This window comes from Streptomyces sp. NPDC091279 (genome assembly GCF_044757465.1).
GTDB lineage: Bacteria > Actinomycetota > Actinomycetes > Streptomycetales > Streptomycetaceae > Streptomyces.
Window position 1 is genome coordinate 45047 of record NZ_JBIVVA010000006.1, and the last position, 24176, is coordinate 69222.

Sequence of the window (24176 nt, forward strand, 5' to 3'; positions counted from 1 at the left end):
CGCAGGTGTGCGACGCACCGGGTAAGACCGTTGGGGCGGGCGGGAGTTGTGACGGATGCGGCCGCTGTTACGCGGCTGTGGCGGGGGAGGCTTTTGTCCGGGTTACGGGTTCACCTGGATGTCGTTCGCCGGTCGCCCCGCATTGCCCCACGTGCCAAAGGGCGCCCCGCGGTTGATCCGCGGGGCGCCCTTGGCCGTCGTTCAGGAAGAAGGTTCCGAGGAGGGGTCAGAGCTTCTCGATGACGTAGTCGACGCAGCGCGTCAGCGCCTCGACGTCCGCCGGGTCGATCGCCGGGAACATCGCGACCCGGAGCTGGTTGCGGCCGAGCTTGCGGTAGGGCTCGGTGTCGACGATGCCGTTGGCGCGCAGAACCTTGGCGACGGCCGCCGCGTCGACCTCGTCGGTGAAGTCGATCGTGCCGATGACCTGCGAACGCTTCGCCGGGTCGGTGACGAACGGCGTCGCGTGCTTGGAGTCCTCCGCCCAGCTGTAGAGGCGGGTCGAGGAGTCCTTCGTGCGGGACGTCGACCAGGCGAGGCCGCCCTGGCCGTTGATCCATTCCAGCTGCTCGTTGAGAAGGAAGAGCGTGGCCAGGGCCGGGGTGTTGTACGTCTGGTTCTTGCGCGAGTTGTCGATCGCGGTCGGCAGGCTGAAGAATTCGGGGATGTGCCGGCCCGACGCGTGGATGCGCTCGGCGCGCTCGATCGCCGCCGGGGAAAACAGGCCGATCCACAGGCCGCCGTCGGAGGCGAACGACTTCTGCGGCGCGAAGTAGTAGACGTCGGTCTCGGCGATGTCGACCGGCAGGCCGCCCGCACCGGACGTCGCGTCCACCAGGACGAGTGAACCCGCGTCGGCGCCGGCCACCCGCCGGATGGGGGCGGCGACACCCGTGGACGTCTCGTTGTGCGTGAACGCGTAGACGTCGACGCCCGCTTCGGCGTGCGGCTCGGGGTGGGTGCCCGGGTCGGACGCGACCACCGTCGGCTCGGCCAGCCACGGCGCCAGCTTCGCCGCCTTCGCGAACTTCGAGCTGAACTCGCCGAAGGTCAGGTGCTGCGACCTGGTGTCGATCAGCCCGTGCGTCGCCACGTCCCAGAACGCGGTCGAGCCGCCGTTGCCGAGGACGACCTCGTAGCCGTCCGGGAGCTGGAACAGCTCGGCGACGCCCTCGCGCACCTTGCCGACCAGGTTCTTCACCGGTGCCTGGCGGTGGGACGTGCCCAGCAGAGAGGTGCCGGTCGCGGCCAGGGCGTCCAGCGCCTCCGTCCGCACCTTGGAGGGTCCCGCGCCGAAACGTCCGTCCGCGGGCTTGATGTCAGAGGGAATCTGGATCTCAGCCACCCCGCGAGGGTATCCGCTGGGAAACGCGGGCGAAACGTCGTCCGTCGGGTGAGACGCCCCGTCCGGGTGCGGCCGGGCCGGGCGTGCCGGGCGCACCCGGCCCATGCTGGTGACCGCAGACCCGCTGATGAGGTGAGGAAACGTATGCCGCAGTTCGACTCGGAACGTTCGCGACGCCCCGTACCTTCGGACGGCCCGGCACGTCCGGAACGGCCGACAGGTTCGGAAGAGTCGGCCGGTTCCGAAGGGTCGGCCGGTTCCGAAGGGTCGGCACGTTCGGCACGTGCGGAACGTTCGACGGGTTCGGCGCCCACGGAGCAGGCCGTGGCGGTCGAGCACGAGCTGCGCAAGGTCGTCCGGGGTGAGATCGGGTTCGACGTCACCTCCCGCGCCCTGGTCACCATGGACGCGTCCAACTACCGCCGGGTCCCCCTAGGGGTCGTCGCGCCGGTGGACGCCGATGACGTCGCCGCCGTTCTCGACGTCTGCCGGACCTACGGGGTACCCGTAGTACCTCGGGGTGGGGGTACCTCCATCGCCGGGCAGGCCACCGGCACCGGCATCGTCCTCGACCTCACCCGACACCTGAACGAGGTACTACGGGTCGACCCCGAGACCCGCACCGCCGTTGTCCAGCCCGGCCTGGTGCTCGACCGGCTCCAGACCGCCGCCGCCCCCTACGGGCTGCGCTTCGGCCCCGACCCCTCCACCCACAGCCGCTGCACCCTCGGCGGCATGATCGGCAACAACTCCTGCGGCTCGCACAGCGTCGCCTGGGGCACCACCGCCGACAACGTCAGCGCGCTCGACGTCCTCACCGCCCGCGGCGACCGGCTCCGGCTCGGGCGCGGCTGGCAGGGCGCCCCGGACGGGCTGCGGGCCCTGGTCGACGGCGACCTCGCCCGCCTGCGCACCGGGTTCCCCGAGCTGCCCCGGCGCATCTCCGGGTACGCCCTGGACGCCCTGCTGCCCGAGAACGGCGTCGACGTCGCCCGCTCCTTCTGCGGCTCGGAGGGCACCCTCGGCGTCGTCACCGAAGCCGTCGTCCGGCTCGTCGAGGCACCCCCCGCGCGGGCCCTCGCCGTCCTCGGGTACGCCGACGAGGGCGCCGCCGCCGAGGCCGCCTCGGGGTTGCTCCCCTACGGGCCGCTCACCGTCGAGGGCATGGCCGCCGACCTGGTGCCGACGTCCGCCGACACCGGGTTGCCGCGCGGCGGCGCCTGGCTGTTCGTCGAGACCGGCGGGGAGTCGCCCGGCGAGGCACGCGCGCGTGCGGACGCCGTCGTGCGGGGCGCCGACTGCCTCGACGCCCGCGTCGTCGTCGACCCGGCGGGCCAGCGCGCCCTGTGGCGCATCCGCGAGGACGCCAGCGGAACGGCGACCAGGATGCCGGACGGCTCCGAGGCCTGGCCCGGCTGGGAGGACTGCGCCGTGCCGCCCGCCCGGCTCGGCCCCTACCTCCGCGACTTCCGCGAGCTGCTGACCGCGCACGGCCTCCGGGGAACCCCCTACGGGCACTTCGGCGACGGCTGCATCCACGTCCGCATCGACTTCGACCTCCTCACCCCGCCCGGCATCGCCCGCTTCCGGCGCTTCTCCGAGGAACTCGCCGTCCTCGTCACCGCCCACGGCGGCTCCCTCTCCGGCGAGCACGGCGACGGCCTGGCCCGCGCCGAACTCCTCCCCACGATGTACGGGTCCGACATGGTCGCCCTCTTCGAGAAGGCCAAGGGCGTCTGGGACCCCGACGACCTCCTCAACCCCGGCATCCTCGTCCGGCCCGCGCCGCTCGACTCCCACCTCCGCTTCTCCGCCCTGCCCCGCGAACCCGTCGACGTCGCCTTCGGCTACCCCGCCGACGCCGGGGACTTCTCGGCCGCCGTCCGCCGCTGCGTGGGCGTCGCGAAATGCCGGACCACCTCGGTGACCGGGTCCGCCGTGATGTGCCCGTCGTTCCGGGCCACGGGGGAGGAACGGCACTCCACACGCGGGCGGGCCCGGCTGCTGCACGAGATGCTCGCCGGGGACGTGGTCACCGACGGCTGGCGCTCCGAGGAGGTACGGGACGCGCTCGATCTGTGCCTGTCCTGCAAGGGGTGCCGTTCGGACTGCCCGGTCGAGGTCGACATGGCCACGTACAAGGCGGAGTTCCTGCACCAGCACTACCAGGGGCGTCGCCGGCCCGCCGCCCACTACTCGATGGGGCTGCTGCCGGTATGGCTGAGCTGGATCGCCCGCACCCGCACGGCGTCCCTGGCCAACGCGCTGTCCCGGGTACGGCCACTGGCCCGGGCGGCGAAACGGGTCGGCGGGATCACCCCGGAGCGCGAGATCCCGACGCTCGCCACAGAGCCGTTCAGCCGGTGGTGGGGGAGGAGGGGTGCGGGGACTAGGGGTACCCCGGGGTCTGAGGGGAGGGTCGCGGGTCCTACGGGTACCCCGGGGGCTGAGGGGAGGGCCGTAGGTCCTACGGGCCCTACGGGTCCTACGGGCCCTACGGGTCCTACGGGTCCTACGGGTCCTACGGGTACCCCGGGGCAGGGGCCGGCGGGTCCGTCTGGTGAACGGCCGGTCGTCGTGCTGTGGCCCGACACCTTCACCGAGCACCTCTCGCCGTCCGTGGGGCAGGCCGCCGTGCGCGTCCTGGAGGCCGCCGGGCTCACCGTCGTGCTGCCACCGACCCGGCGATGGGGGCGTCGACGCATCGGCGACGGGCGGTCCCGGCTGCTCAGCCCGCTCACCCTGCTCGCCCCGCGCGGCCGGGTCTGCTGCGGACTCACGTACCTCTCCACCGGCCAACTCGACCGCGCCCGCGCCGTGTTGACCCGCACCCTCGATCTCCTCGCCCCCCTTCTCGGCGACGACGGTGCAGGCGCCGGTGAGGGTGAGGGCGCCGGTGACGGGCCGCCCCTCGTCGTCCTGGAACCGAGCTGCGCCGCCGCCCTCCGTACCGACCTGCCCGAACTCCTCCACGACGATCCCCGCGCCGCCCGCCTCGCCGCCCGCGTCCTCACCTTCGCGGAGGCCCTGGAGCGCCTCGCCCCCGACTGGACGCCGCCCGCCGTGGACCGCCCCGTCGCCGGGCAGACCCACTGCCACCAGCACGCGGTGCTCGGCGACGCCCCCGACCGTCGGCTCCGCGCGGCGGCCGGGCTCACCGGCGAACTCTCCGGCGGCTGCTGCGGCCTGGCGGGCAACTTCGGCTTCGAGCAAGGGCACTTCGAGGTCTCCGCCGCCTGCGCCGACGAACAGCTCCTGCCCGCCGTGCGTGCGGCCGCCGACGGCACGGTCCTGCTGGCCGACGGTTTCTCGTGCCGTACCCAGCTGGACCAGCTCGCCGGGGTACGCGGCCGGCACCTCGCCGAGGTCCTGGCGGACGCGCTCGACCGGGAGGAGCGGGGGTAGGGGGGCGGGGTAGGGGTCCGGGTGTTCAGCGGGCTCTCAGGTTCATCAGGGAATTCTCAGGTTGGGGCCGGGTGCCCAGGTAACGCAAAGGGTTTCACAGGGCTTGTTTGCCGTTACCTCTCCTACTTTGCATCTTCTTGGTAACAGGTCCGTGTAGGTTTCTCGACATCGGGAACCGGACGCGGGATTCCCGAAAACCACGAGAATGTCGCGGCAGCAATGTCGCAACGGTTCAAAACGTAAAACTCAGGAGTCGGAAATGAGCTTCAAGAAGCTTGCCCCGCTGCCCCCCAAGCCCAACAAGCAGCTTCCCCCGCCGCCGAAGCCGAAGCCGCGGAAGCACGCTCCGAAGCCGCTGCCCAAGCCGATCCCCGGCGACCAGGACAGCTGACCTCGTAGTCCGTGAAGAGGGTCGATGGTGCGCACCGTCGACCCTCTTCGGCTTTTCAACAGGGGGAATTCAAGCGGGAGGGCCGCGCAATGGGTGAATACGTCGACGGCGTCGAGGACGACGACGAATACGATGAGGATTTCGACGACGAGGCGACACCCACCATTCCGGCCCGCGTGGCATTCCGCCGTTTCTTTCCGCTGACCAGAGGCCTGCGGAAATGGCTGTTGATCGTCTGGGCGTGTACGGTGATCGCCGCGCTCGCCGAGACCGAGGCCATCCTCGTCTTCGCCGACCTCACGGACAACGCCCTGCGGAAGGGTTCGCTGGCCGCGTTCTGGCACCCGGCCGCGACCTGGCTCGGCGTCGCCGTGATCGGCGCGATCGTCGCGTACGCCGGCAACTCCCTTGCCGCGTGGACCACTGAGCGCTTCGTGATGCGGCTGCGCGAGCATGTCTTCGACCACGTACAGCAGTTGCCGCCGCACTTCTTCCAACACCACCGCCAGGGCGACCTGTTGTCCCGCCTGACCAGTGACGTCGAGGCGATCGAGACGATGGTGGTGTCCGGCCTCGTCGGCGCCGCGTCCGCCGCGTTCAGCGCCGTTTTCTATGCGATCGCCGCCTTCTGGCTGCGCTGGGACCTGGCCGCCGCGACGTTCGTGCTCGCGCCGCTGTTCTGGCTGGCCGCCCGCCGTTTCTCCGGGTCCATCAAGGCCGTCTCCCGCGAGGGCCGGGTCGCCGACGGCGCGATCACCTCCGTCGTCGAGGAGTCCCTCGGCAACATCGTCCTCACGCAGGCCTACGACCGCCGCGACGCCGAGCGGCGACGGCTGCACGAGGAGGCCAACGCCTGGTTCCGCGCCTCCGTCCGCTCCACCCGTCTCAACGAGGCGTACGAGCAACTCGTGCAAGTCATCGAGACGTTGTGCGTTCTCGCGGTCATCGGCATCGGCGCCTGGGAGATCTCCACGGGGCGGATGACGCTGGGTCAGCTCCTCGCGTTCGCCGCGTTCCTCGGCTACCTCTACCCGCCGGTGCGCGGCCTCGCCCAACTCGGCCTCACCGTCACCGCGGCCACCGCGGGCGCCGAACGCCTCATCGAGATCCTCGACGTCCGCCCCTCCGTCGCCGACCCCCGCCACGCCTCCGACACCGGCCGCCCCGACGGCACCCTCGAACTGCGCGACGTCGCCTTCCGCTACCCCGGCGCCGACCGAACGGCCCTGGAGGGACTCTCCCTCACCGTCCACCCCGGCGAGTTCGTGATCGTCACGGGGCCGAGCGGCGCCGGCAAGTCCACGGTGGCCAAGCTCCTTCTCAGGTTCTACGACCCCGACGCGGGCGGCCTCCTCCTCGACGGCGTTCCCCTACGGGCTTTCCCCCTGGCCCGGCTGCGTGAGTACGTCACCCTGCTCCCGCAGGAGACCCTCGTCCTGCACGACACCGTCCGCGCCAACATCGCCTGCGGCCGACCCGGCGCCAGCGAACAGGCCATCGTGGAGGCGGCGAAGGCGGCCGACGCGCACGAGTTCGTGCTGCGGCTGCCGGACGGCTACGACACCAAGGTCGACCCCAACTCGGCCCGCCTGTCCGGCGGTCAGCTCCAACGGCTCGCCATCGCCCGCGCGATCCTGCGCGACGCCCCCGTCCTGGTCCTCGACGAACCCACCACCGGCCTCGACGCCCTGGCCGCCCGCCGGGTCGTCAAACCCCTGCGCCGCCTGATGGCGGGCCGGACGACGGTGATGATCACCCACGACCTCAACCTCGCGCCCGACGCCGACCGCATCCTCGTCATCGACCGCGGCCGCCTCGTCGAGACCGGCCGCCACGACGAACTCCTCGCCCGCGGCGGCGCCTACTCCCGCCTCCACCGCTCCCAGAACAACACCCTCGGCGACACCGGCGAACTCCGCCTGCCCACCTTCCCGGAGCCCGCCCCCGCCGGACCCCGGCCGGTCGCCCACGCCGGATGGTCCGGCGACCCGTACGCCACCCCGTACCACCCGGCCGCCCCGCAGGCCGCCGGTGCCGAGAACTGGACGCCGTACACGTACCCGACCCCGTACACCCCGTACGACCCTTACACCCACCCCGTCAACGGCGGTCCCACCCCCGTCCCCCACTCCCACCCCGTCCCTCACTTCACCCCCGCACCCGGGCCGGCCCCCACCCCCGGTCACCCCGGTGCCCCTGACAACCCTGGCGTTCCCTACCACTACAACCCGTACGACCACCCCCAATCCCCGCCCCCACCCCACCCTCATCTCCACCTCCACCCCCAGCACCACGCTCAGGCCCCGGGCCCCGTCCTCACCAACCTCCCCGACGGGCGCCCCCTGTTCCGGGACTGACGAGTGGCGAGCGCCACGGCAGGCTGACGGACGACAGCGGCTAAACGGGTTCACGCACCTGACGAAGGCCACTACTCTGGACTGGCGAGTTCATCAAGGTGAACGAACCGCGCTGTACAGCACCGTCCCCAGCCAAGTCCGAGCCCCGTGGACCGCCCGTGAGCACCCCCGAAGCAGTCGCCGCCACCCAGCCGACCTCCGCGCCCACCTCCGCGCCCGCCTCCCCCAGCACGTCCGATCCCGGCCGCCGGGGCGCCCTCGGCCCGGTCGGCCTGGTGCTGGCCGGGGGGATCTCCGTGCAGTTCGGCGCGGCGCTCGCGGTGACGCTGATGCCGAGGGCCGGGGCGTTGGGAGTGGTGACGCTGCGGCTGCTGTTCGCCGCGCTCGTGCTGCTCGTGATCTGCCGGCCCCGGCTGCGCGGGCACTCGCGGGCCGACTGGGGCACCGTCGTCGTCTTCGGCATCACCATGGCCGCGATGAACGGCCTCTTCTACCAGGCCGTCGACCGCATCCCGCTCGGCGCGGCCGTCACCCTGGAGGTGCTCGGCCCGCTCGCCCTCTCCGTCTTCGCGTCCCGCCGCGCGCTCAACGCGATCTGGGCCGCCCTCGCCCTGGCCGGTGTCTTCCTGCTCGGCGGCGGGGACTTCGGCGCGCTCGACGCCATCGGGGTCGCCTACGCGCTCGCGGCCGGGGCGATGTGGGCCACGTACATCCTGTTCAGCGCGCGCACCGGCCGCCGTTTCCCGCAGGCGGACGGGCTGGCGCTCGCCATGGGCGTGGCGGCGCTGGTCTTCCTGCCGCTGGGCGTGATCGGGTCCGGGGCGAAACTGCTGGAGCCGACGACGTTGCTGCTCGGCGCGGGCGTCGCGGTCCTCTCCTCGGTCCTCCCCTACACCCTCGAACTCCTCGCCCTGCGCCGCCTCCCCGCCTCCACCTTCGCCGTCATGATGAGCCTGGAACCGGCCATCGCCGCGGCCGCCGGATTCCTGATCCTGCACCAGGCCCTGTCCGCGACCCAGGCCCTCGCCATCGCCTTCGTCATCGCGGCGAGCATGGGCGCGGTACGCACCCAGGTCGGCCGCCGGGCACGGGAGAAGAGCGCCGCGTAGCGGGGGGCGGTGGGGGCCGCCGGGGCCGCCGGTGGTCGTACGGGTCGTACGGGTGAGCCCCTACGGGGTCGCGGCTTGCCCCTGCGGGCCGTGGCGGGGGTCGCGTCGATGGTCCTACGGGTCGTACGGCTGACCCTTACGGGTGGCCCGGTGTGCGGGTGACCCCTACGGGACCCGCCGCAGGCCCTAGGGGTCCTACGGGTCTACGGGTCGAACGGGGGCGCCCGTGCCGTTGCTCCGACGGCCCCCAGGTCCCCCTAGGTGAACCCCCGTGGTGGCTGACGGAGGACCCCGAGCGGCGCCCCTGGATCAGGCACTGGTTCCCCCTCTCTGCACCCGTCCGCCGGGCGGAAAAAATCATGCAAGCATGCCTGCTTGTTTTCTGCCCCGCTGCCGTGCTCCGCCTCATGTCCGACCCGACGCCTGTCATCGACGACTTACGCGCGGAGGGCGACGAACTCGACGTGCTGGTGGCCGAGTTGGCGCCCGAACGGTGGAAGGGCGCAACGCCCGCGCCCCGTTGGAGCATCGCGTACCTCGCCTGGTCGACGGGCACGTCCGCGCGGGCGGCCTCGGACTGGTCGCCGCCTGTGACATCGCCGTCGCCGGTCCCGCCACGACGTTCGCGCTCACGGAGGTCCGCCTCGGGGCGGCCCCGGCGATCGTGTCGTTGCCGCTGCTACCCCGCACCGACCCGCGCGCGCTCGCCCGGCACTGCCTGACCGGCGAGCGCTTCGACGCCGTCGAGGCGGCCCGCATCGGCCTGCTGACCGCGACGGGCGACGACGTGGACGCCGTTCTGGAACCGATCCTCGACGGGCTGCGGCGGGCCGCACCGGAAGCCCTGGCGGCGACCAAACGGCTGCTCACGGCCGAGGTCCGGGAACGTTTCGACCGGAGCGCGGCGGACCTCACCGCGCTCTCCGCCCAGTTGTTCTCGTCGTCGCACGCGTGCGAGGGAACGACCGCCTTCCTGGAACGACGGGAGCCCGTATGGGCGTTGTGACCCACCCCAAGCAGGACCGCAGCCGCGCCACCCGGCGGCGGCTCCTGGCGGCCGCCGTGTCCTGCCTCGCCGAGCACGGCTGGGCGGGCTCCACGGTCGCCGTCGTCGCCGAGGCCGCCGGAGTCTCCCGGGGCGCCGCCCAGCACCACTTCCCGACCCGCGAGGACCTCTTCACGGCGGCCGTCGAGTTCGTCGCGGAGGAACGTTCGACGGCGTTGCGCGCGCTCTTCCCCGACGGGGCGGCCGATGACCGGCGGGCCGTCGTCGCCGCTGTCGTCGACCTCTGCACCGGGCCACTGTTCCGGGCCGCCCTGCATCTGTGGGTGGCCGCGTCGAACGAGGAGCAGCTACGCGCGCGGGTGACGGAACTGGAGGCCACGGTCGGCCGCGAGAGCCATCGGGCCGCCGTCGACCTGCTCGGCGCCGACGAGTCGCGCCCGGCGTCCGCGAGACCGTCCAGGGCCTGCTGGACATGGCCCGCGGCCTCGGCCTCGCCCACCTGCTCACCGACGACACCGCCCGGCGCGAACGGGTCGTCACCCAGTGGACGCAGATCCTGGGCCGGGAACTGGCCCGCTGAGCACGGACGTTGACGAGGTGACAACCGCCCCGCCCGCAGGGGGAATTGGTGCGCCGAGGGTGAAATGTCAGAGAGCGGGAACCGGCGCAGCGGGCCGGACGTTCACGGACTGAGACGCTCCAGGAGCCAGGTGCCGTTCTCCTGGGCCACGTACCGCAGTCGGTCGTGCAGACGGTTGTCCCGCCCCTGCCAGAACTCGACCGTGGCCGGTGCCACCCGGAAACCGCCCCAGTGCGGCGGCACCGGCACCTGCTCGCCCTCCGGATAGCGGGCGGCGAGGTCCGCGTACGCGCCGTCCAGCGCGTCCCGGGAGTCGATCACCGAGGACTGCGCGCTCGCCCACGCGCCCAGCTGGGAGCCGTGCGGGCGGGTGCGGAAGTAGGCGGCGGTCTCGTCGCGGCCGGTGCGGCGCGCGGTGCCGGTCACGATGACCTGCCGTCCCATCGGATGCCAGGGGAAGAGGAGGGAGACGTTCGGGTTGGCCGCCAGGTCGTGGGCCTTGCGGGAGCCGTAGTTCGTGTAGAAGACGAAGCCGTCGTCGTCGAAGTGCTTCAGCAGCACCGTGCGGGAGCTGAGGCGGCCGGTGGCGTCGGCCGTCGAGACGACCATGGCGTTCGGCTCGAAGAGCTGCGCGTCCTTCGCGGCCTCCTCGAACCAACGGCCGAACTGCTCCGTCGGCCCGGCCGCCAGCTCGGACGCGTCGAGGCCCTCGGCCCGGTACCGCGCGCGCATCGCGGACGGGTCGGCCGGCGGGGCGACGTCGGCGGAAGGACCGGCGGAGGGGTCGAAAGGACCGATGGAGGGGTCGAGGGGGACGGCGTCTCGGTCGTTCACGCGGTCATCTTGCCGTATGGGCAGCACGGAACGGAGGGTGTCATCGATCACTGAAGGTCAAGTGAGGTCCAAGTGAGGTCCAAGTGCGCACGCCGGACGGGCACTTGAGGGACACGGGTGGCACTGAGTGCCGCGACCTCTCCCCAACGGTGGCACCCGGGGATATCGTGCGGAAGGCCGAGCCGCCACGTCACGAGGAGCCGCCGCATGTCCGCATTCGTACCCGGACTCGAAGGAGTCGTCGCGTTCGAGACGGAGATCGCCGAACCCGACAAGGAGGGCGGCGCCCTGCGGTACCGGGGCGTCGACATCGAGGATCTGGTCGGTCACGTCTCCTTCGGCAACGTCTGGGGGCTGCTCGTCGACGGCGCCTTCGACCCCGGTCTGCCGCCCGCCGAGCCGTTCCCGATCCCCGTCCACTCCGGGGACGTCCGGGTGGACGTCCAGGCCGCGCTGGCCATGCTCGCGCCCGCCTGGGGGCTGAAGCCGCTCCTGGACATCAGCGCCGAGCAGGCCCGCGACGACCTCGCCAGGGCCGCCGTCATGGCGCTGTCCTACGTCGCCCAGTCGGCGCGCGGGCAGGGCGTGGCGATGGTGCCGCAGAGCGAGATCGACAAGGCCCGGTCGATCACCGAACGGTTCATGATCCGCTGGCGCGGCGAGCCCGACCCCAAGCACGTCGCCGCCGTCGACGCGTACTGGAACTCCGCCGCCGAGCACGGCATGAACGCGTCGACGTTCACCGCGCGGGTCATCGCCTCCACCGGGGCCGATGTCGCCGCCGCGCTCTCCGGGGCCGTCGGGGCGATGTCCGGGCCGTTGCACGGGGGCGCGCCGTCGCGGGTCCTCGGGATGATCGAGGAGATCGAGCGCACCGGCGACGCGGAGGCCTACGTTCGCCAGACGCTCGACCGGGGTGAGCGGCTGATGGGGTTCGGGCACCGGGTGTACCGGGCCGAGGACCCCCGCGCGCGCGTGCTGCGGCGGACCGCGCGGGAGCTGGGGGCGCCGCGCTTCGAGGTCGCGGAGGCGCTGGAGAAGGCCGCGCTCGCCGAGCTGCACAGTCGGCGCCCTGACCGGGTGCTCGCCACCAACGTGGAGTTCTGGGCGGCCATCGTGCTGGACTTCGCGGAGGTTCCGGCGGCCATGTTCACGTCGATGTTCACGTGCGCGCGTACCGCCGGGTGGTCCGCGCACATCCTTGAGCAGAAGCGGACGGGGCGACTGGTCCGGCCGTCGGCCCGGTACGTGGGCCCGGGCACGCGCGCGACCCGGGACGTCTCGGGGTTCGAGACGATCGTCGGGCACTAGCGCCGCGCGGGCGCCGTTCGGCGGCCTTGTCGCAAGCCTTAAGGATCGACGCAAGCCTTAAGGATCGACGCAAGCCTTAAGGGGCGACGCAAGCCTTAAGGATCGACGCAAGCCTTGAGGGGCGACGCAAGCTTTAAGGAGTCGATCGGCGGGGGCGTCCACTGAAGGCCCCCCGGGGTCCGGGGGAGACGCAGACGACCCGCGAGTTCGGGTTCCCGCGCCTGTCGGCGTGGGAGCCGGCCGGACGTACCGGCGAACTCGCGGGTCGGGTGACTGCTGGGATTGGGCCGGCTGCACGCGTCGTTCACGTGCGGGTCCGGCACCGCACTCGGTGGGGTGACGGGCCGCTAGCCCGCAGCCACCTCACGCGTCCGGTTCTCATACATCTGCCGAACCACCTCCCTTCTCGTGTACGCATCACCTTAAGAACACCTCGTTCCTCGATCAACCGTTTTTTTCCGGGGTCTGCCCGGGCCCTCCTCCGGCGCTCCCAGGCCTCACAGGCGGCCCTTGGTTCCGTGCGCCCCCCTGATCCTCGGTGCCCCGTTGACGCGCGCGGGTACGCGGATGTTCGCTGAACAGGTGACTGATCGACTGAGGCTGAAGGAGGCGGGGACCAGCGCGGTGTGACGCAACGATTCCCCTCCAATCTCGGGGAACTCGATGTGTGCTGCGTCACGTTCCAGTTAGATGATGGCGAGTGAGCGAACCGACGCGCCGTACGTGCGGACGCAGCTTGGCAGGGGGTCCAGGTGAGTGCTTCCCAGCGTGGTGGGACCACCGACGCGGTGGGCCCCGACGAGCCCGAACCGGCCGGGCCCGAGGGCCCCGACGGCTCCGATCTGCTGGCCGCGCTGCTCGACGGCATGGATGCGGCACTGTGCGCGTTCGACGCCGACGGCGTCGTCACCCACTGGAACCGCGAGGCCGAGCGCATCCTCGGCTGGAGCCCCACCGAGGCCGTCGGCCGCAAGGGGTTCGCGGACTGGGCCGTGCGCCCGGCGGACGCCGAGGAGGTCGAACGGCGCCTGATGTCCACCATGGACGCGTCCGGCCGCCAGGTGCACGAGTTCGCGCTGCTCACCAAGGACGGCGGGCGGGTGCTGGTGCGCACCCAGTCGGCCGCCGTACGCGGCCCCGACGGGGGACCGGCCGGCGTGTACTGCGCGTTCAGCGAGGTGCACACCCAGATCGACCTGGAGCGTTCGATCGCCCTGAGCGAGGCCCTCTTCGAGGACGCCTCCTGGGGCGTCGTCCTCATCGACGCCGACCTGCGCCCCGCCGTCGTCAACGCGCACGCGGCGCGCGCGCTCGGTGTCGGCCGCACCGCCACCCTCGGCCGCCCCCTCGGCGACCTCCTCGCACACGGCGTCGAGGAGCTGGAGAGCGCCCTCACCCATGTGCTGGCGGAGGGCGCGCCGCCCGCGCTCGCCGAGTTCTGGGTCGGCGTGCGCACCGCCGAGGGCGAGCAGCGCCGGTGCTGGCGGAGCGGGTTCGTACGGCTGTCCTCGCCGCTTGCGGAAGAACCGGTTCCGCTCGGGGTCGGGTGGGTCTTCGAGGACGTCACCGAGGCCAAACAGGGCGAGCAGGAGGCGGCGTTGCTGCGCTTCCGCTCCAACCAGCTGCACCGCGCCGCGCGGGCCGCCGCCGAGTGCGAGGACCCCGCCGAGGCCGCCACCGTCCACCTCGACTTCGCCCTCGCCGGGTTCGCCGACCACGCCCTCATCGACCGGGTCGCGGGCGGCTCCCTCGCCGACGGCGAGACGACGGGCCCGGTCCGGCTGGTCCGGGTCGCCGCGACGCCCTCGGGCGGTCCCGGGCCCAGCCTGCTCACCGGCCGCGCCGGGCTCCCGGTCCGCTACGGGCCCAGCCACCCGGCTCTCCAGTGCGTGGAGCGCGCGGGGTCGGTGCGGGCCGGGTTCGGCGCGGCCCCGCCCGAACAGGCCCAGAGCTGGGCGACGTCCCGCCGCTGGCCGCCGGACGCGGTGCACGCCCTGTGCGCGGTCCTGCGCAGCCGGGGCCGCACGCTGGGCGTCGTAACGTTCCTGCGAGGCGCGGGCCGCACCCAGTTCGAACGAGGCGACGCGGCGTACGCGGAGGACGTCGCCGTCCGCATCGCGGGCGCGCTGGACCTGGCGGGAGTGGTCGGGCGCGAGGAGCGGCGGGGGTAGGAGGCCGGGGCCGGAGCACTCGGCTCGCGGCGCCTCCTTGTGCGCACGCGCGCGTGGATGCCGTTTCGGGCACGTACGCGTGCGTGCGGTTTGTGGTGGAGCCACGCGTGCGTGCGGTTTGTGGTGGGGGTACGCGTGCGTGCGGTTCGTTTCCCGGGGCCCGGCTTCCGGGAAACGACCGGGAACTGAACCGGTCCCGGCCCGGCTATCGGCGGTAGAAGATCCGGTCGCCGTACTCCGTGAACACGCGGCCGTTCCACTCGTGGCCGCCGTCGACGTTGCCGGAGCGCAGCAGCGGGGGTTCGATGCCCCGGTCGGCCAGGGTCGCCGCCGCCGTTGCCACGACCGCCTGGAGCAGGGCCGACGTGACGACCGTGGAGGCGGGGGCGAAGGGGGCCGGGATGGTGTCGACGGCGAGTTCCGCGTCGCCGACCGCGATCTTCGAGTCCAGAACGACGTCGCAGTGGTCCTTGAGATACGTCCCCGAACTGTGCCGGGACGTCGTCTCCGAGGCGTAGGCCACCGACGTCACGCCGATGACCTTGATGCCGAGGGCGCGGGCGTTCATGGCCATCTCCACGGGGAGCGCGTTGCGTCCGGACAGGGAGATGATCACCAGGGCGTCGCCCGCGCGGAGCGGCGAGGTGTCGAGAACGGCACCGGCGAGGCCGTCGACGCGTTCCAGGGCGGAGCCGAGGGTGGCCGGCATGACGTCGACGCCGACGACACCGGGCACCGCGAGCAGGTTCATCAGGGCGAGGCCACCGGCCCGGTAGACGACGTCCTGCGCGGCGAGCGACGAGTGACCCGCGCCGAACGCGAACAATCGGCCCCCCGACGCCACCGTGTCCGCGAGCAGCGTGCCCGCCTCGGCGATGCGGTCGGCCTCCTCGTCGCGCGCCCGCCGCAGCAGGTCGATCGCGGCGTCGAAGAACTGCCCGGCCAGTGTGGCGTCGCTCATGCGGGTCCTTTCGCGGCTGCGTGCGCTGCGGGTGCTTGCGGGTGCTGCGTGAACTGAGGGTGCCGCGTGCGTACGTGCGCACACGCGTGCGTGCGTCGCGTGCGGAACGGGTTCTCGGGTTGGGATGCGCGCTCCTACCGCTGCCCCTGCCCGTATCCCGCCCGTGTCCCGCCCGTTCCCGCCCGTGTCCCGGCCCTGCTCGCACCCCTGGCGCACGCGCGGGTCGTGCTTGTGTCGCGGATCACCGTGCGGTCTGGACCAGTGCCCTGTCAATACGGGCGTACGGTGGGCCGCACGCCCGCGCCGTACCCGCTCGGACGCCGTGCACCGCTCCGGCGTGTCCCGTCCCGAGGCCCGTGGTCTTCGGGCACGGCACGGTTGTCAGTGGTATGCGTCAGAATTGACGTCAGGGCCAGCGCACGCGCCGGGAAGCCGCCGCGCTTCCGGCAGATCTCATCGAGGGGCACCAATGTCCGGACTGATCGACACCACGGAGATGTATCTCCGCACCATCCTTGAGCTGGAGGAGGAAGGTGTGGTCCCCATGCGCGCCCGGATCGCCGAACGGTTGGACCAGAGCGGCCCCACCGTCAGCCAGACCGTGGCCCGCATGGAGCGGGACGGCCTGGTGTCCGTCGCCAGCGACCGCCACCTGGACCTCACCGACGAGGGCCGTCGGCTCGCCACCCGCGTGATGCGCAAGCACCGGCTCGCCGAGTGCCTGCTGGTCGACGTGATCGGCCTGGAGTGGGAGCAGGTGCACGCCGAGGCCTGTCGTTGGGAGCACGTGATGAGCGAGGCCGTCGAGCGCCGCGTGCTGGAGCTGCTGAGGCACCCCACCGAGTCGCCGTACGGCAACCCGATCCCGGGCCTTGAGGAGCTGGGCGAGAAGGACGGCGCGGACCCGTTCCTGGACGCGGGCATGGTCTCGCTGGCCGACCTCGACCCGGGCGCCGAGGGCAAGACGGTCGTGGTCCGCCGCATCGGCGAGCCCATCCAGACCGACGCTCAGCTGATGTACACGCTGCGTCGGGCGGGCGTGCAGCCCGGTTCGGTGGTCAGCGTGACGGAGTCGGCGGGCGGGGTGCTGGTCGGCAGCGGCGGCGAGGCGGCCGAGCTGGACTCCGACGTCGCCTCCCACGTCTTCGTCGCCAAGCGCTGACGCCGGGCGACGGCCGCCGGGCCGGGACGGGGCGCTGACGCCGGGCGCGAGCAGGGAAGCTGGTGCTGCGCGAGCAGGGGAGCTGGCGCCAGGTGCGGACGGTGACGCCGGGTTTCGACGGCGTCGGCGGTGACGCCAGGAGCTGAAGCCGGCGTCGGCTGCGATCGGGGCTGGGGCTGCGGCTGGGCGAGGTAGGCCGCTGGGTCGGCTCGGGCGGGGCGGTTTGCCTGGCCGGGGGCGGTTTGTTCGCTCGGGGTGCGCGGGATGGCGACCCGTACGGAGGTCGCGGAGGGGCGCGCTCACCGGGGCGTGGGTCAACTTGCTTGCTGTGAGGGGGAGTTGAGGTCTCCGGGGCGTTCGGCGGGGATCGCGTCGAAGATCTCGTCGAATCCAGAATTCTGTCCGTCGAATCGCAGCGCTCGGGCGCTTCGCGTGCCAGGCTTGCGCGAGAGGCATATGACCGTGAGGGGGCGGGAGGATGTGCCGCAGACATGGAGAAGGCCCCGGCGCTGAGCGGCGCCGGGGCCTGTCCTCCCCTGTGCTGACCCGGAGCCCCGAGCTCCCAGGGTCATCCCCTTCGGACCGTTTTCCCCGAGCGGTCCGCCTCCCGCTGAAGATCTCCCCCGGGCGGTGGCGATCATTCCTTCAGAGGCGTCACTCGAACGAGGGGTGTTGGCCGCAAAAAGAGCATCTCCGAATACGCGTTCGATAATCTGTTGCTCCGTTGGGGGCACGCACCATGGTCGGCGGCCGTCGTGGGACGGCAGACTCAGACCCAGGCTCCGCAGGACGGCAGAGGCAGACGCAGCTGCCGGGCGACGACGGCGGGCTCGGACTCCGTGCGACGGCGGGCTCCGACTCCGACCCCGTACGACCGGCGGACTCCGTACGACGGAGGGACTTCGAGCGATGGCGGATTTCGGACGACGACGAGGCTTGGGGTGGCGGCGGGACCTCGGGCGGCGGCGGGACCTCGGTTGGCGGCCAGACTTCGGGCGGCGGGGCTTGGGGTGGCGGCGGGACCTCGGACGACTGCGGGACTTCGGGCGGCGGCCAGACTTCGGGCGGCGGCGAGACCTCGAACGACGGCGGGACCTCGTACGGCGGCAGGGCTTCGAACGGCAGCGGGACTTCGGACGGCGGCCAGACTTCGGGTGGCAGCAGGACTTCGGGCGGCGGCCAGACTTCGGGTGGCGGCGGGACCTCGGACGACGGCAGGGCTTCGAACGGCAGCGGGACTTCGGGCGACGGTGAACTCCGTATGACGGTGAATTCCATAGGGCGGCAGACTGCGTGCGGCAGCGGACCCCCTGCGGCGGAGGTCGCGGTACGGCGGCGGACTCCGTGCGACGGAGGGTGCGGAACGGCGGCAGAGGCAGAGCGGTTCACCGGGCGACGGCCCGGAAGGCCAGATCGATCGGGAGCGGTACCGGCGGAGCGAGGGGGTGCCAGAACCCAATGGCGCGGCGCATCGAGGTGATCGGCGCGGGCGGCGTACGCCTCGCCGCGTGGGAGTTCGGAGACCCGCCGAAGGAGGCCCCGGCGAGGCTGCTGGTGCCGGAGCAGCAACAGACGGCGGACCGGACTGCGGCGCAACGACACTCCGCAGGCGGGGGCGCCCCATCTGATCCCGGCCTGCCCGGGGCGGAACGCGGGGCTCCACCTGATCCCGGTTCCGTGAGTGCGGGCCGGGAGGGGCGGGCGGGGCAGCTGGGGCGGGCGGGGCTGGAGGAGCGGCCCGGTCCTGACTCGCCGGGGGAGCGGCCGGGTGGTGGCTGCCCGGGGGAGCGACCTGGCCTTGGCTCGCCGGGGACGCGGCCGACCCCTGACTCTCCGGAGACGGAGCTGAAGCCGCGGCGCGGGCGCGAGGGCGATGCCGGTTGCGAGGGGGACCTCGGTCATGAGGCTGACCCCGGTCCTGAAAGCGCCCCTTCGTATGAAGGCGCCCCCTCGCACGGAAGCGCCCCTTCGCATGAAGGTGTCTCCGGCCGTGAGGGTGTCTCTGGCCGTGAGGGTGCCCTCGACCGTGAGGGTGTCTCCGGCCGCGAGGGTGCCCTCGGCCGTGAGGGTGTCTCCGGCCATGAAGGTGTCTTCGGCCGTGAGGGTGTCCCCGGCCACGAGGGCGCCGCTGGCCACGAGGGCGCCCCCACTCACAACGCCGCCCCCGGCCCCGAAGCCGCCCCCACTCGCAACGCCGCCCCCGGCCCCGAAGCCGCCCCCACTCACAACGCCGCCCCCGACCCCGACCCCACCCTCCCGGCACCGAGCCGACGCACGCTCCCCGGCACCGGCACCGGCACCGGCACCGCTCCCACTCCCGACCCCACTCCCACTCCCACTCCCGCCCCCGGTGCCCCGTCCCGCCCCCGGGGTATCCCGTCCGATCCCGGTTTCCCGGCGTCGAGGCGAGCGGTCCCGCCCTGCCCCGGCCGTCCGGGAACCGGCCGGGGCTCCTCCTTCGACCCCACCCTGATGTCGGACCAGGGCCAGGACCTGGACCCGGCCACCACCCCGGGCGTCCTCCTCCTGCACGGTCTGATGGGCCGGGCCTCGCACTGGGCGTCCACCGCGCGCTGGCTGTCCGGGCGGTTCCGCGCGGTGGCGCTCGACCAGCGCGGCCACGGGCAGAGCGAGAAGCCGCCGAGTGCCGCCTTCACCCGCGACGCGTACGTCGAGGACGCGGAGGCCGCCCTGGAGCAACTCGGGCTCGGTCCCGCCGTCGTCGTCGGCCACGCGATGGGCGCGCTGACGGCCTGGCAGCTCGCGGCCAAACGCCCTGACCTGGTCCGGGGTTTGATCATTCTGGACATGCGGGCCTCCGCGCTGGGCGCCGCCTCGCAGCGGGAGTGGGCGGACTGGTTCCGGGCGTGGCCCGTCCCGTTCGCCACGCTGGCCGACGTCCGCAAGTGGTTCGGCGAGGACGATCCGTGGGTGGAACGTCCGCATCGCGCGCGGGGTGAGTTCTACGCGGAGGTGATGCGGGAGGCGCAGGACGGCTGGCACCCCGTCTTCGAACCCGAGCAGATGCTCAAGTCCCGTGAGACGTGGGTCTACGACGCCCATTGGGAGGAGTTGGCGCAGGTCCAGTGCCCCGCCCTGGTCGTGCGCGGCCTCGACGGTGAACTGGGCCGAGCCGAGGCCCAGGAGATGGTCCGGGTCCTGCCACGCGGCCAGTACGCGGAGGTCGCCGACGCCGGTCACCTCGTCCACTACGACCAGCCCGAGGCCTGGCGAACGGCCATCGAACCGTTCCTGAACACCATCCTGACCGACCTGACAAGCTGACGCCCCCGCCCGGGTCACCCACCTCCCCGTCCGCCCGACAGGACCCCGGGCCCGCCCAACTCCCTTGCCTGGAACGACGTTCCGCCCCCGTCAGGCGACCCTCCCCCCCCGCTGGACCCACCGGACCGCGACCCACCGACCACCCCGGAAGGACGCACCGGAACCGCCGGACGACAGAACCACCCCGCGCCTTGGGACGGCGGGACCGCCCCGCGCCTTGGGACGGCGGGATCACCACGTCCTCTGGGGTCGGCAGGACCACCCCGCCCCCTGGGACGGCGGGACTGCCCCGCGCCTTGGGACGGCGGGATCACCCCGTCCTCTGGGGTCGGCAGGACCACCCCGCCCCCTGGGGCGGCGGTACCGCCCCGCGCCTTGGGGCGGCGGGATCACCACGTCCTCTGGGGTCGGCAGGACCACCCCGCCCCTTGGGGCGGCGGTACCGCCCCGCGCCCTGGGGCGGCGGGATCACCCCGTCCTCTGGGGTCGGTAGGGCGACCACGCCTCCTGGGACGGCGGGACCGCCCCGCGCCTTGGGGTGCCGGGATCACCACGTCCTCTGGGGGCGGTAGGGCGACCACGCCTCCTGGGACGGCGGGACCGCCCCGCGCCTTGGGGTGCCGGGATCACCACGTCCTCTGGGGGCGGTAGGGCGACCACACCCCCTGGGACGGCAGGACGACCCCGCCCCCCCGGGACGGCGGTACCGCCCCGCCCCCTGGGGTCGGCAGGACGACCCCGCCTCCCGGGACGGCGGTACCGCCCCGCCCCCTGGGGCAGGGGTAAGGCCCCCGCCCCCCGAGGCCAGGGCCTTACCCCTGGCTGACGGCTGTCAGGATTTCCGGGAGTTTCGTTGCCGTGCGGGGGGCCGCCAGTTTCAGGCCTGCCCAGGCGGTGGCCGCTCCGTATGCCGCGCCCAGGGGGAGGAGGAGCCAGGTGTAGGGGTCGCCGTGCGGGGTCACGTTGAGCCAGATGGTCAGGGCGATGACCGGGGAGGCGAGGAGGGCCGCCGCGATCATGCCGCCGAAGATGGAGAGGAAGGCGAGGCCCGCCTGGCTGGGGACGACGTTCTTGTAGCCCTCCTGGGGGATGGAGTACGGGAACCGGGCCGACGTCCACGCCCCGGTCGCCAGCATCATGCCGAGCAGCGCCAACGACAGCCCCAGCACCTCCGGCAGCCGCCCCCACGCGCCGAGCAGCGCGGCCGTCAGGACGGTCACCAGGGTCGTGTACGGCAGCGTGATGACCAGCAACGCCAGCGCCCTTCCCCGCAGTTCGACGTAGGCGTCCCGGGTGTCGGAGATCGTCGCCGCGACCATCCAGAACGCGGACGTGTCCTGCCCGAACTGGTTGGACATCTGCATGCCGAGCATGCCGGCGGCGAAGCAGGCGAAGTAGACCGAACCGGTGCCCTGCAACGCGTTGAACACCGGCACGATCAGCCCGATGGCCAGCGAGGTCACCCAGGCCGCCTTGGTCTTCGGGTTGCGCCAGATGTACCGCAGACTGCGTTCCATGACCGTGCCGGTGCGGCCGCCGGGCAACAGCCGCGCGAGGCCCCCGGAGGGACGCTCACGGGCGGCCGTACTGCCGGCGGCGTCCAGGGTGGAACCGTCGGGCGCCGTCATCAGGCGGGTCAGATGCCGTTCCCAGAGGGTGAGCAGGGCGATCAACGCGGCTACGGAAAGCGCGAGTTGAGCGGCGGCCTCGCCGTACGCGCCCGCGCTCACCGCGTCCACCGCCGCGATCGCCGACGCCGGTGGCACCCACCTCAACACCTCGGCCAGCGGGTCGAGTTGGCCGAGCCCGCTCGAACCGAGGTGCTGGGCACCGAAGTTGACGAGCTGCGCGCCGACCGCGATGACCAGGCCGCTCAGCACCGCCAGATCGCGGCCCCTGCGGCTGGACAGCAGCCGGATGTTGGCGGCGGCCACGGCCCGCGCGAGCGCCACGCACACCAGCAGCGCCAGCGCGAGGGCCGGTACGGCGACGACGACCGCCGCCGTGCCCCGCGCGAGGTCGATCACCGAACCGGCCAGCAGGCAGAGCGTGAACAGCGGTCCGATGCCCACGAGGGACGACACGAGCAGCGCCCGCACCAGCGGCCGGGGCCGCAGCGGCAGCATCACCAGACGGGTCGGGTCGAGCGTCTCGTCGCCGCTCGGGAAGAACAGCGGCATCACCGCCCAGCCGAGCGCCAGCACCGCCACCAGGAGCACCACCAGGGACGCGACGTGCGCGGACCCGCGCAGCGCGATCAGGCCCAGCAGTTGGAGCGCGGCGAAGAGCAGCACCAGCACGGTGGACGTCACGAACGCGGCCCGCCGTCCGCCCGACTGCCGCAGCCCGTTGCGCAACAACGTCAGCTTCAGCTGAACGACGGTGAGGGTGAGGGGAGTTGAGCCGGTGGTCGTCATCGGGCGCCGCCGCCCAGCCAGTCCAGGTCGGAGGCGGCGTCCCGGCCGCCGGCGCCGACCAGTTCGAGGAACGCGGCCTGCAACGACGTTGCGTCGCCGCGTACTTCGGCGAGGGTGCCGTGGGCGCGGATGCGGCCGGCGGCCATGACGGCGACCCAGTCGCAGAGGGACTCGACGAGTTCCATCACGTGGGAGGAGAAGACGACGGTGGCGCCGGAGCCGGTGTACCGCTCAAGAACGCCCCGGATGGTCTGCGCGGAGACCGGGTCGACGCCCTCGAACGGCTCGTCCAGGAACAGCACTTCGGGATTGTGCAGGAGGGCCGCGGCGAGCCCGATCTTCTTCCGCATGCCGGTCGAGTAGTCGACGACCAGCTTGTGCTGGGCGCCCGCGAGGTCGAGCACGTCGAGGAGTTGGGTGGCCCGCTTGTCGACCTCGGTACCCGGCAGGCCCCTCAACCGCCCTGAATACGCGAGCAGTTCACGTCCCGACAGCCGCTCGAAGAGCCGCAGCCCCTCGGGCAGCACCCCGATCCGCGACTTCACCGCCACCGGGTCCCGCCACACGTCGTGCCCGGCCACCTCGACGCTCCCCTGATCGGGCCGCAACAACCCCGTCACCATGGACAGCGTCGTCGTCTTCCCGGCCCCGTTGGGCCCCACCAGCCCGATGAACTTCCCCGCAGGCAGCTCCAGATCCACCCCACCCACAGCAATCTGCTGCCCGAACCGCTTCCAGAGCCCCCGCACACGTACAGCAGCCGTTCCCACCACACCATCAGACGTCATACACAGACCCTACGACGCCACAACTCCCCTATCCCTGGCGACAATCGGTCCCGAACGTGCAACCAACGCCTACAACAACGCCGTTGAGGGACGCGGGCCTGTATCGATATGCGCCTCCGCCGCGCGGGCGCGACAAAACCACGACGTACCCGCACCCGCCGACGAACCGCCCCCGGCGCCCCGGTGGGCGTCTACCGATCCCGCCCGCAGGCGTACGCCAACGCCGGTACCAGCTCCTCCGCATCCGGCAACCACCGGTTGACCGGCGTGGGCCGGCAGGCCCACTGGACGGCCCCCCGGGACCCCACCCGGGTAGGCGCCGCCGCCACATACGACCCCTCACCCAGGACCGTCAGGTCGAGGGAGCCCGGCGCCCACCCCGACCGTCGCACCAGGTCAGGGACCTTCACCCCGGCCCCCGGCAACACAAAGAAGTGCATCCGCCGATCCGGCGCCAACGAGACGGGCCCGAGCGTCAACGACATCCGCTCCAGCCGCGCCAACGCCAAGAACCCCGCACTCTCCGCGACCCGGATCGCATCGAACGTCCGCCCCGTCGGCAGCAGGATCGACGCGTCGGGCGCGTCGGCCCACATCCGCCGAGCCACCGTCGCACTGCCCGTCGCCCGCGCGGCCCAGTCCGCACGCGCCGGGTGCGCGCCGGGAGCGGCGCACGCCAGGTCGCCGCAGGAGCACCGCTGCACCCCCTCGACCGCTTCCAGCCAGGTGCCGGAAACGACGTCCCAGTGACGTTCCTCGGCGTAGCGCACGGCGGTCTCCAGCAGCGATTCCCCGCGCTGCGTCGGAATCCGCGGGGTCTGGGGGGCGGCTTCGGTACCAGCGATCGTCTCGTCCACGCCCACTCAACTCCCGCACCCACCTGGAGTTACGGGCGGCCCGCGCGCGGGGGAGGCGCATCGATTCCGCGATCGGGGCGCATGAGTGCACGTGCAGGGGCGCGTAGGAGATTCCGCGGACGGCGCGGGGTAGCCAGGAGTGGGGGGACGGCATCCGCCACTACCCCGGCAATCCGTGCAAGCCTCGCATTTTCGTC

The 24176-nt window shown here is 72.7% G+C and carries 14 protein-coding genes and 3 pseudogenes; 11 read left to right on the forward strand and 6 right to left on the reverse strand.

Annotated elements, in window-relative coordinates:
- Positions 1 to 226: 226 nt before the first annotated feature.
- A complete protein-coding gene (serC, locus tag ACIQOU_RS16405) occupies positions 227 to 1345 on the reverse strand; it encodes a phosphoserine transaminase (RefSeq protein WP_401537401.1) in 1119 nt (372 codons plus the stop codon).
- A 324-nt stretch (positions 1346 to 1669) separates the two neighbouring features.
- Between serC and ACIQOU_RS16410 the strand changes: the two genes are divergently transcribed.
- From ACIQOU_RS16410 to ACIQOU_RS16435, 6 genes and pseudogenes are all read left to right on the forward strand, one after another.
- Positions 1670 to 4750, forward strand: a complete 3081-nt coding sequence (locus tag ACIQOU_RS16410; RefSeq protein ID WP_401537402.1) for an FAD-binding and (Fe-S)-binding domain-containing protein — start codon at positions 1670 to 1672, stop codon at positions 4748 to 4750.
- A gap of 259 nt (positions 4751 to 5009) precedes the next feature.
- Entirely contained in the window at positions 5010 to 5141 is a 132-nt protein-coding gene (locus ACIQOU_RS16415; protein WP_401537403.1) for a hypothetical protein, read from the forward strand.
- 89 nt (positions 5142 to 5230) lie between these two features.
- A complete protein-coding gene (locus tag ACIQOU_RS16420; RefSeq protein WP_401537404.1) occupies positions 5231 to 7498 on the forward strand; it encodes an ABC transporter ATP-binding protein in 2268 nt (755 codons plus the stop codon).
- 158 nt (positions 7499 to 7656) lie between these two features.
- On the forward strand, positions 7657 to 8607 hold the full coding sequence (locus ACIQOU_RS16425) for an EamA family transporter (RefSeq protein ID WP_401537405.1): 951 nt from the start codon (positions 7657 to 7659) through the stop codon (positions 8605 to 8607).
- A 544-nt stretch (positions 8608 to 9151) separates the two neighbouring features.
- Positions 9152 to 9613 (forward strand): annotated as a pseudogene (locus ACIQOU_RS16430) (enoyl-CoA hydratase-related protein); the annotation flags it as partial.
- Positions 9601 to 10193: pseudogene (locus ACIQOU_RS16435) on the forward strand (TetR/AcrR family transcriptional regulator). The pseudogenes ACIQOU_RS16430 and ACIQOU_RS16435, both read left to right, overlap by 13 nt.
- A gap of 102 nt (positions 10194 to 10295) precedes the next feature.
- Here the strand turns inward: ACIQOU_RS16435 and pdxH are convergent.
- Positions 10296 to 10925 (reverse strand): pyridoxamine 5'-phosphate oxidase, encoded by a 630-nt coding sequence (pdxH, locus tag ACIQOU_RS16440; RefSeq protein ID WP_401537782.1) that lies wholly within the window; start codon positions 10923 to 10925, stop codon positions 10296 to 10298.
- Positions 10926 to 11234: 309 nt separating this feature from the next.
- On the opposite strand from pdxH, the gene ACIQOU_RS16445 reads away from it, so the two are divergent.
- Together ACIQOU_RS16445 and ACIQOU_RS16450 are read left to right on the forward strand one after the other, a co-directional pair.
- Positions 11235 to 12338, forward strand: a complete 1104-nt coding sequence (locus tag ACIQOU_RS16445; protein WP_401537406.1) for a citrate synthase 2 — start codon at positions 11235 to 11237, stop codon at positions 12336 to 12338.
- A 752-nt stretch (positions 12339 to 13090) separates the two neighbouring features.
- Positions 13091 to 14509 carry a PAS domain-containing protein gene (locus ACIQOU_RS16450; RefSeq protein WP_401537407.1) on the forward strand — a complete coding sequence of 473 codons (1419 nt, stop codon included), beginning with the start codon at positions 13091 to 13093 and terminating at the stop codon, positions 14507 to 14509.
- Positions 14510 to 14714: 205 nt separating this feature from the next.
- On the opposite strand, the gene ACIQOU_RS16455 is transcribed toward ACIQOU_RS16450, so the two are convergent.
- On the reverse strand, positions 14715 to 15470 hold the full coding sequence (locus ACIQOU_RS16455) for an SIS domain-containing protein (protein WP_401537408.1): 756 nt from the start codon (positions 15468 to 15470) through the stop codon (positions 14715 to 14717).
- A gap of 469 nt (positions 15471 to 15939) precedes the next feature.
- On the opposite strand from ACIQOU_RS16455, the gene ACIQOU_RS16460 reads away from it, so the two are divergent.
- The 3 genes and pseudogenes from ACIQOU_RS16460 to ACIQOU_RS16470 all read left to right on the forward strand — a co-directional run bounded on the left by ACIQOU_RS16460 (position 15940) and on the right by ACIQOU_RS16470 (position 19917).
- Entirely contained in the window at positions 15940 to 16632 is a 693-nt protein-coding gene (locus ACIQOU_RS16460) for a metal-dependent transcriptional regulator (protein WP_401537409.1), read from the forward strand.
- Positions 16633 to 18090: 1458 nt separating this feature from the next.
- Positions 18091 to 18177 (forward strand): annotated as a pseudogene (locus tag ACIQOU_RS16465) (alpha/beta hydrolase); the annotation flags it as partial.
- A gap of 927 nt (positions 18178 to 19104) precedes the next feature.
- Complete coding sequence (locus tag ACIQOU_RS16470; RefSeq protein WP_401537783.1) at positions 19105 to 19917, forward strand: alpha/beta fold hydrolase; 813 nt, start codon at positions 19105 to 19107, stop codon at positions 19915 to 19917.
- An 812-nt stretch (positions 19918 to 20729) separates the two neighbouring features.
- On the opposite strand, the gene ACIQOU_RS16475 is transcribed toward ACIQOU_RS16470, so the two are convergent.
- The 3 genes from ACIQOU_RS16475 to ACIQOU_RS16485 all read right to left on the reverse strand — a co-directional run bounded on the left by ACIQOU_RS16475 (position 20730) and on the right by ACIQOU_RS16485 (position 23979).
- Positions 20730 to 22334, reverse strand: a complete 1605-nt coding sequence (locus ACIQOU_RS16475) for a transporter (protein WP_401537410.1) — start codon at positions 22332 to 22334, stop codon at positions 20730 to 20732.
- Entirely contained in the window at positions 22331 to 23122 is a 792-nt protein-coding gene (locus ACIQOU_RS16480; protein WP_401537411.1) for an ABC transporter ATP-binding protein, read from the reverse strand. The genes ACIQOU_RS16475 and ACIQOU_RS16480 overlap by 4 nt, the downstream gene beginning before the upstream one ends.
- A gap of 191 nt (positions 23123 to 23313) precedes the next feature.
- Positions 23314 to 23979: a bifunctional DNA primase/polymerase gene (locus ACIQOU_RS16485; protein WP_401537412.1), complete on the reverse strand. Its 666-nt coding sequence runs from the start codon at positions 23977 to 23979 to the stop codon at positions 23314 to 23316.
- Between the last annotated feature and the right edge of the window lie 197 nt (positions 23980 to 24176).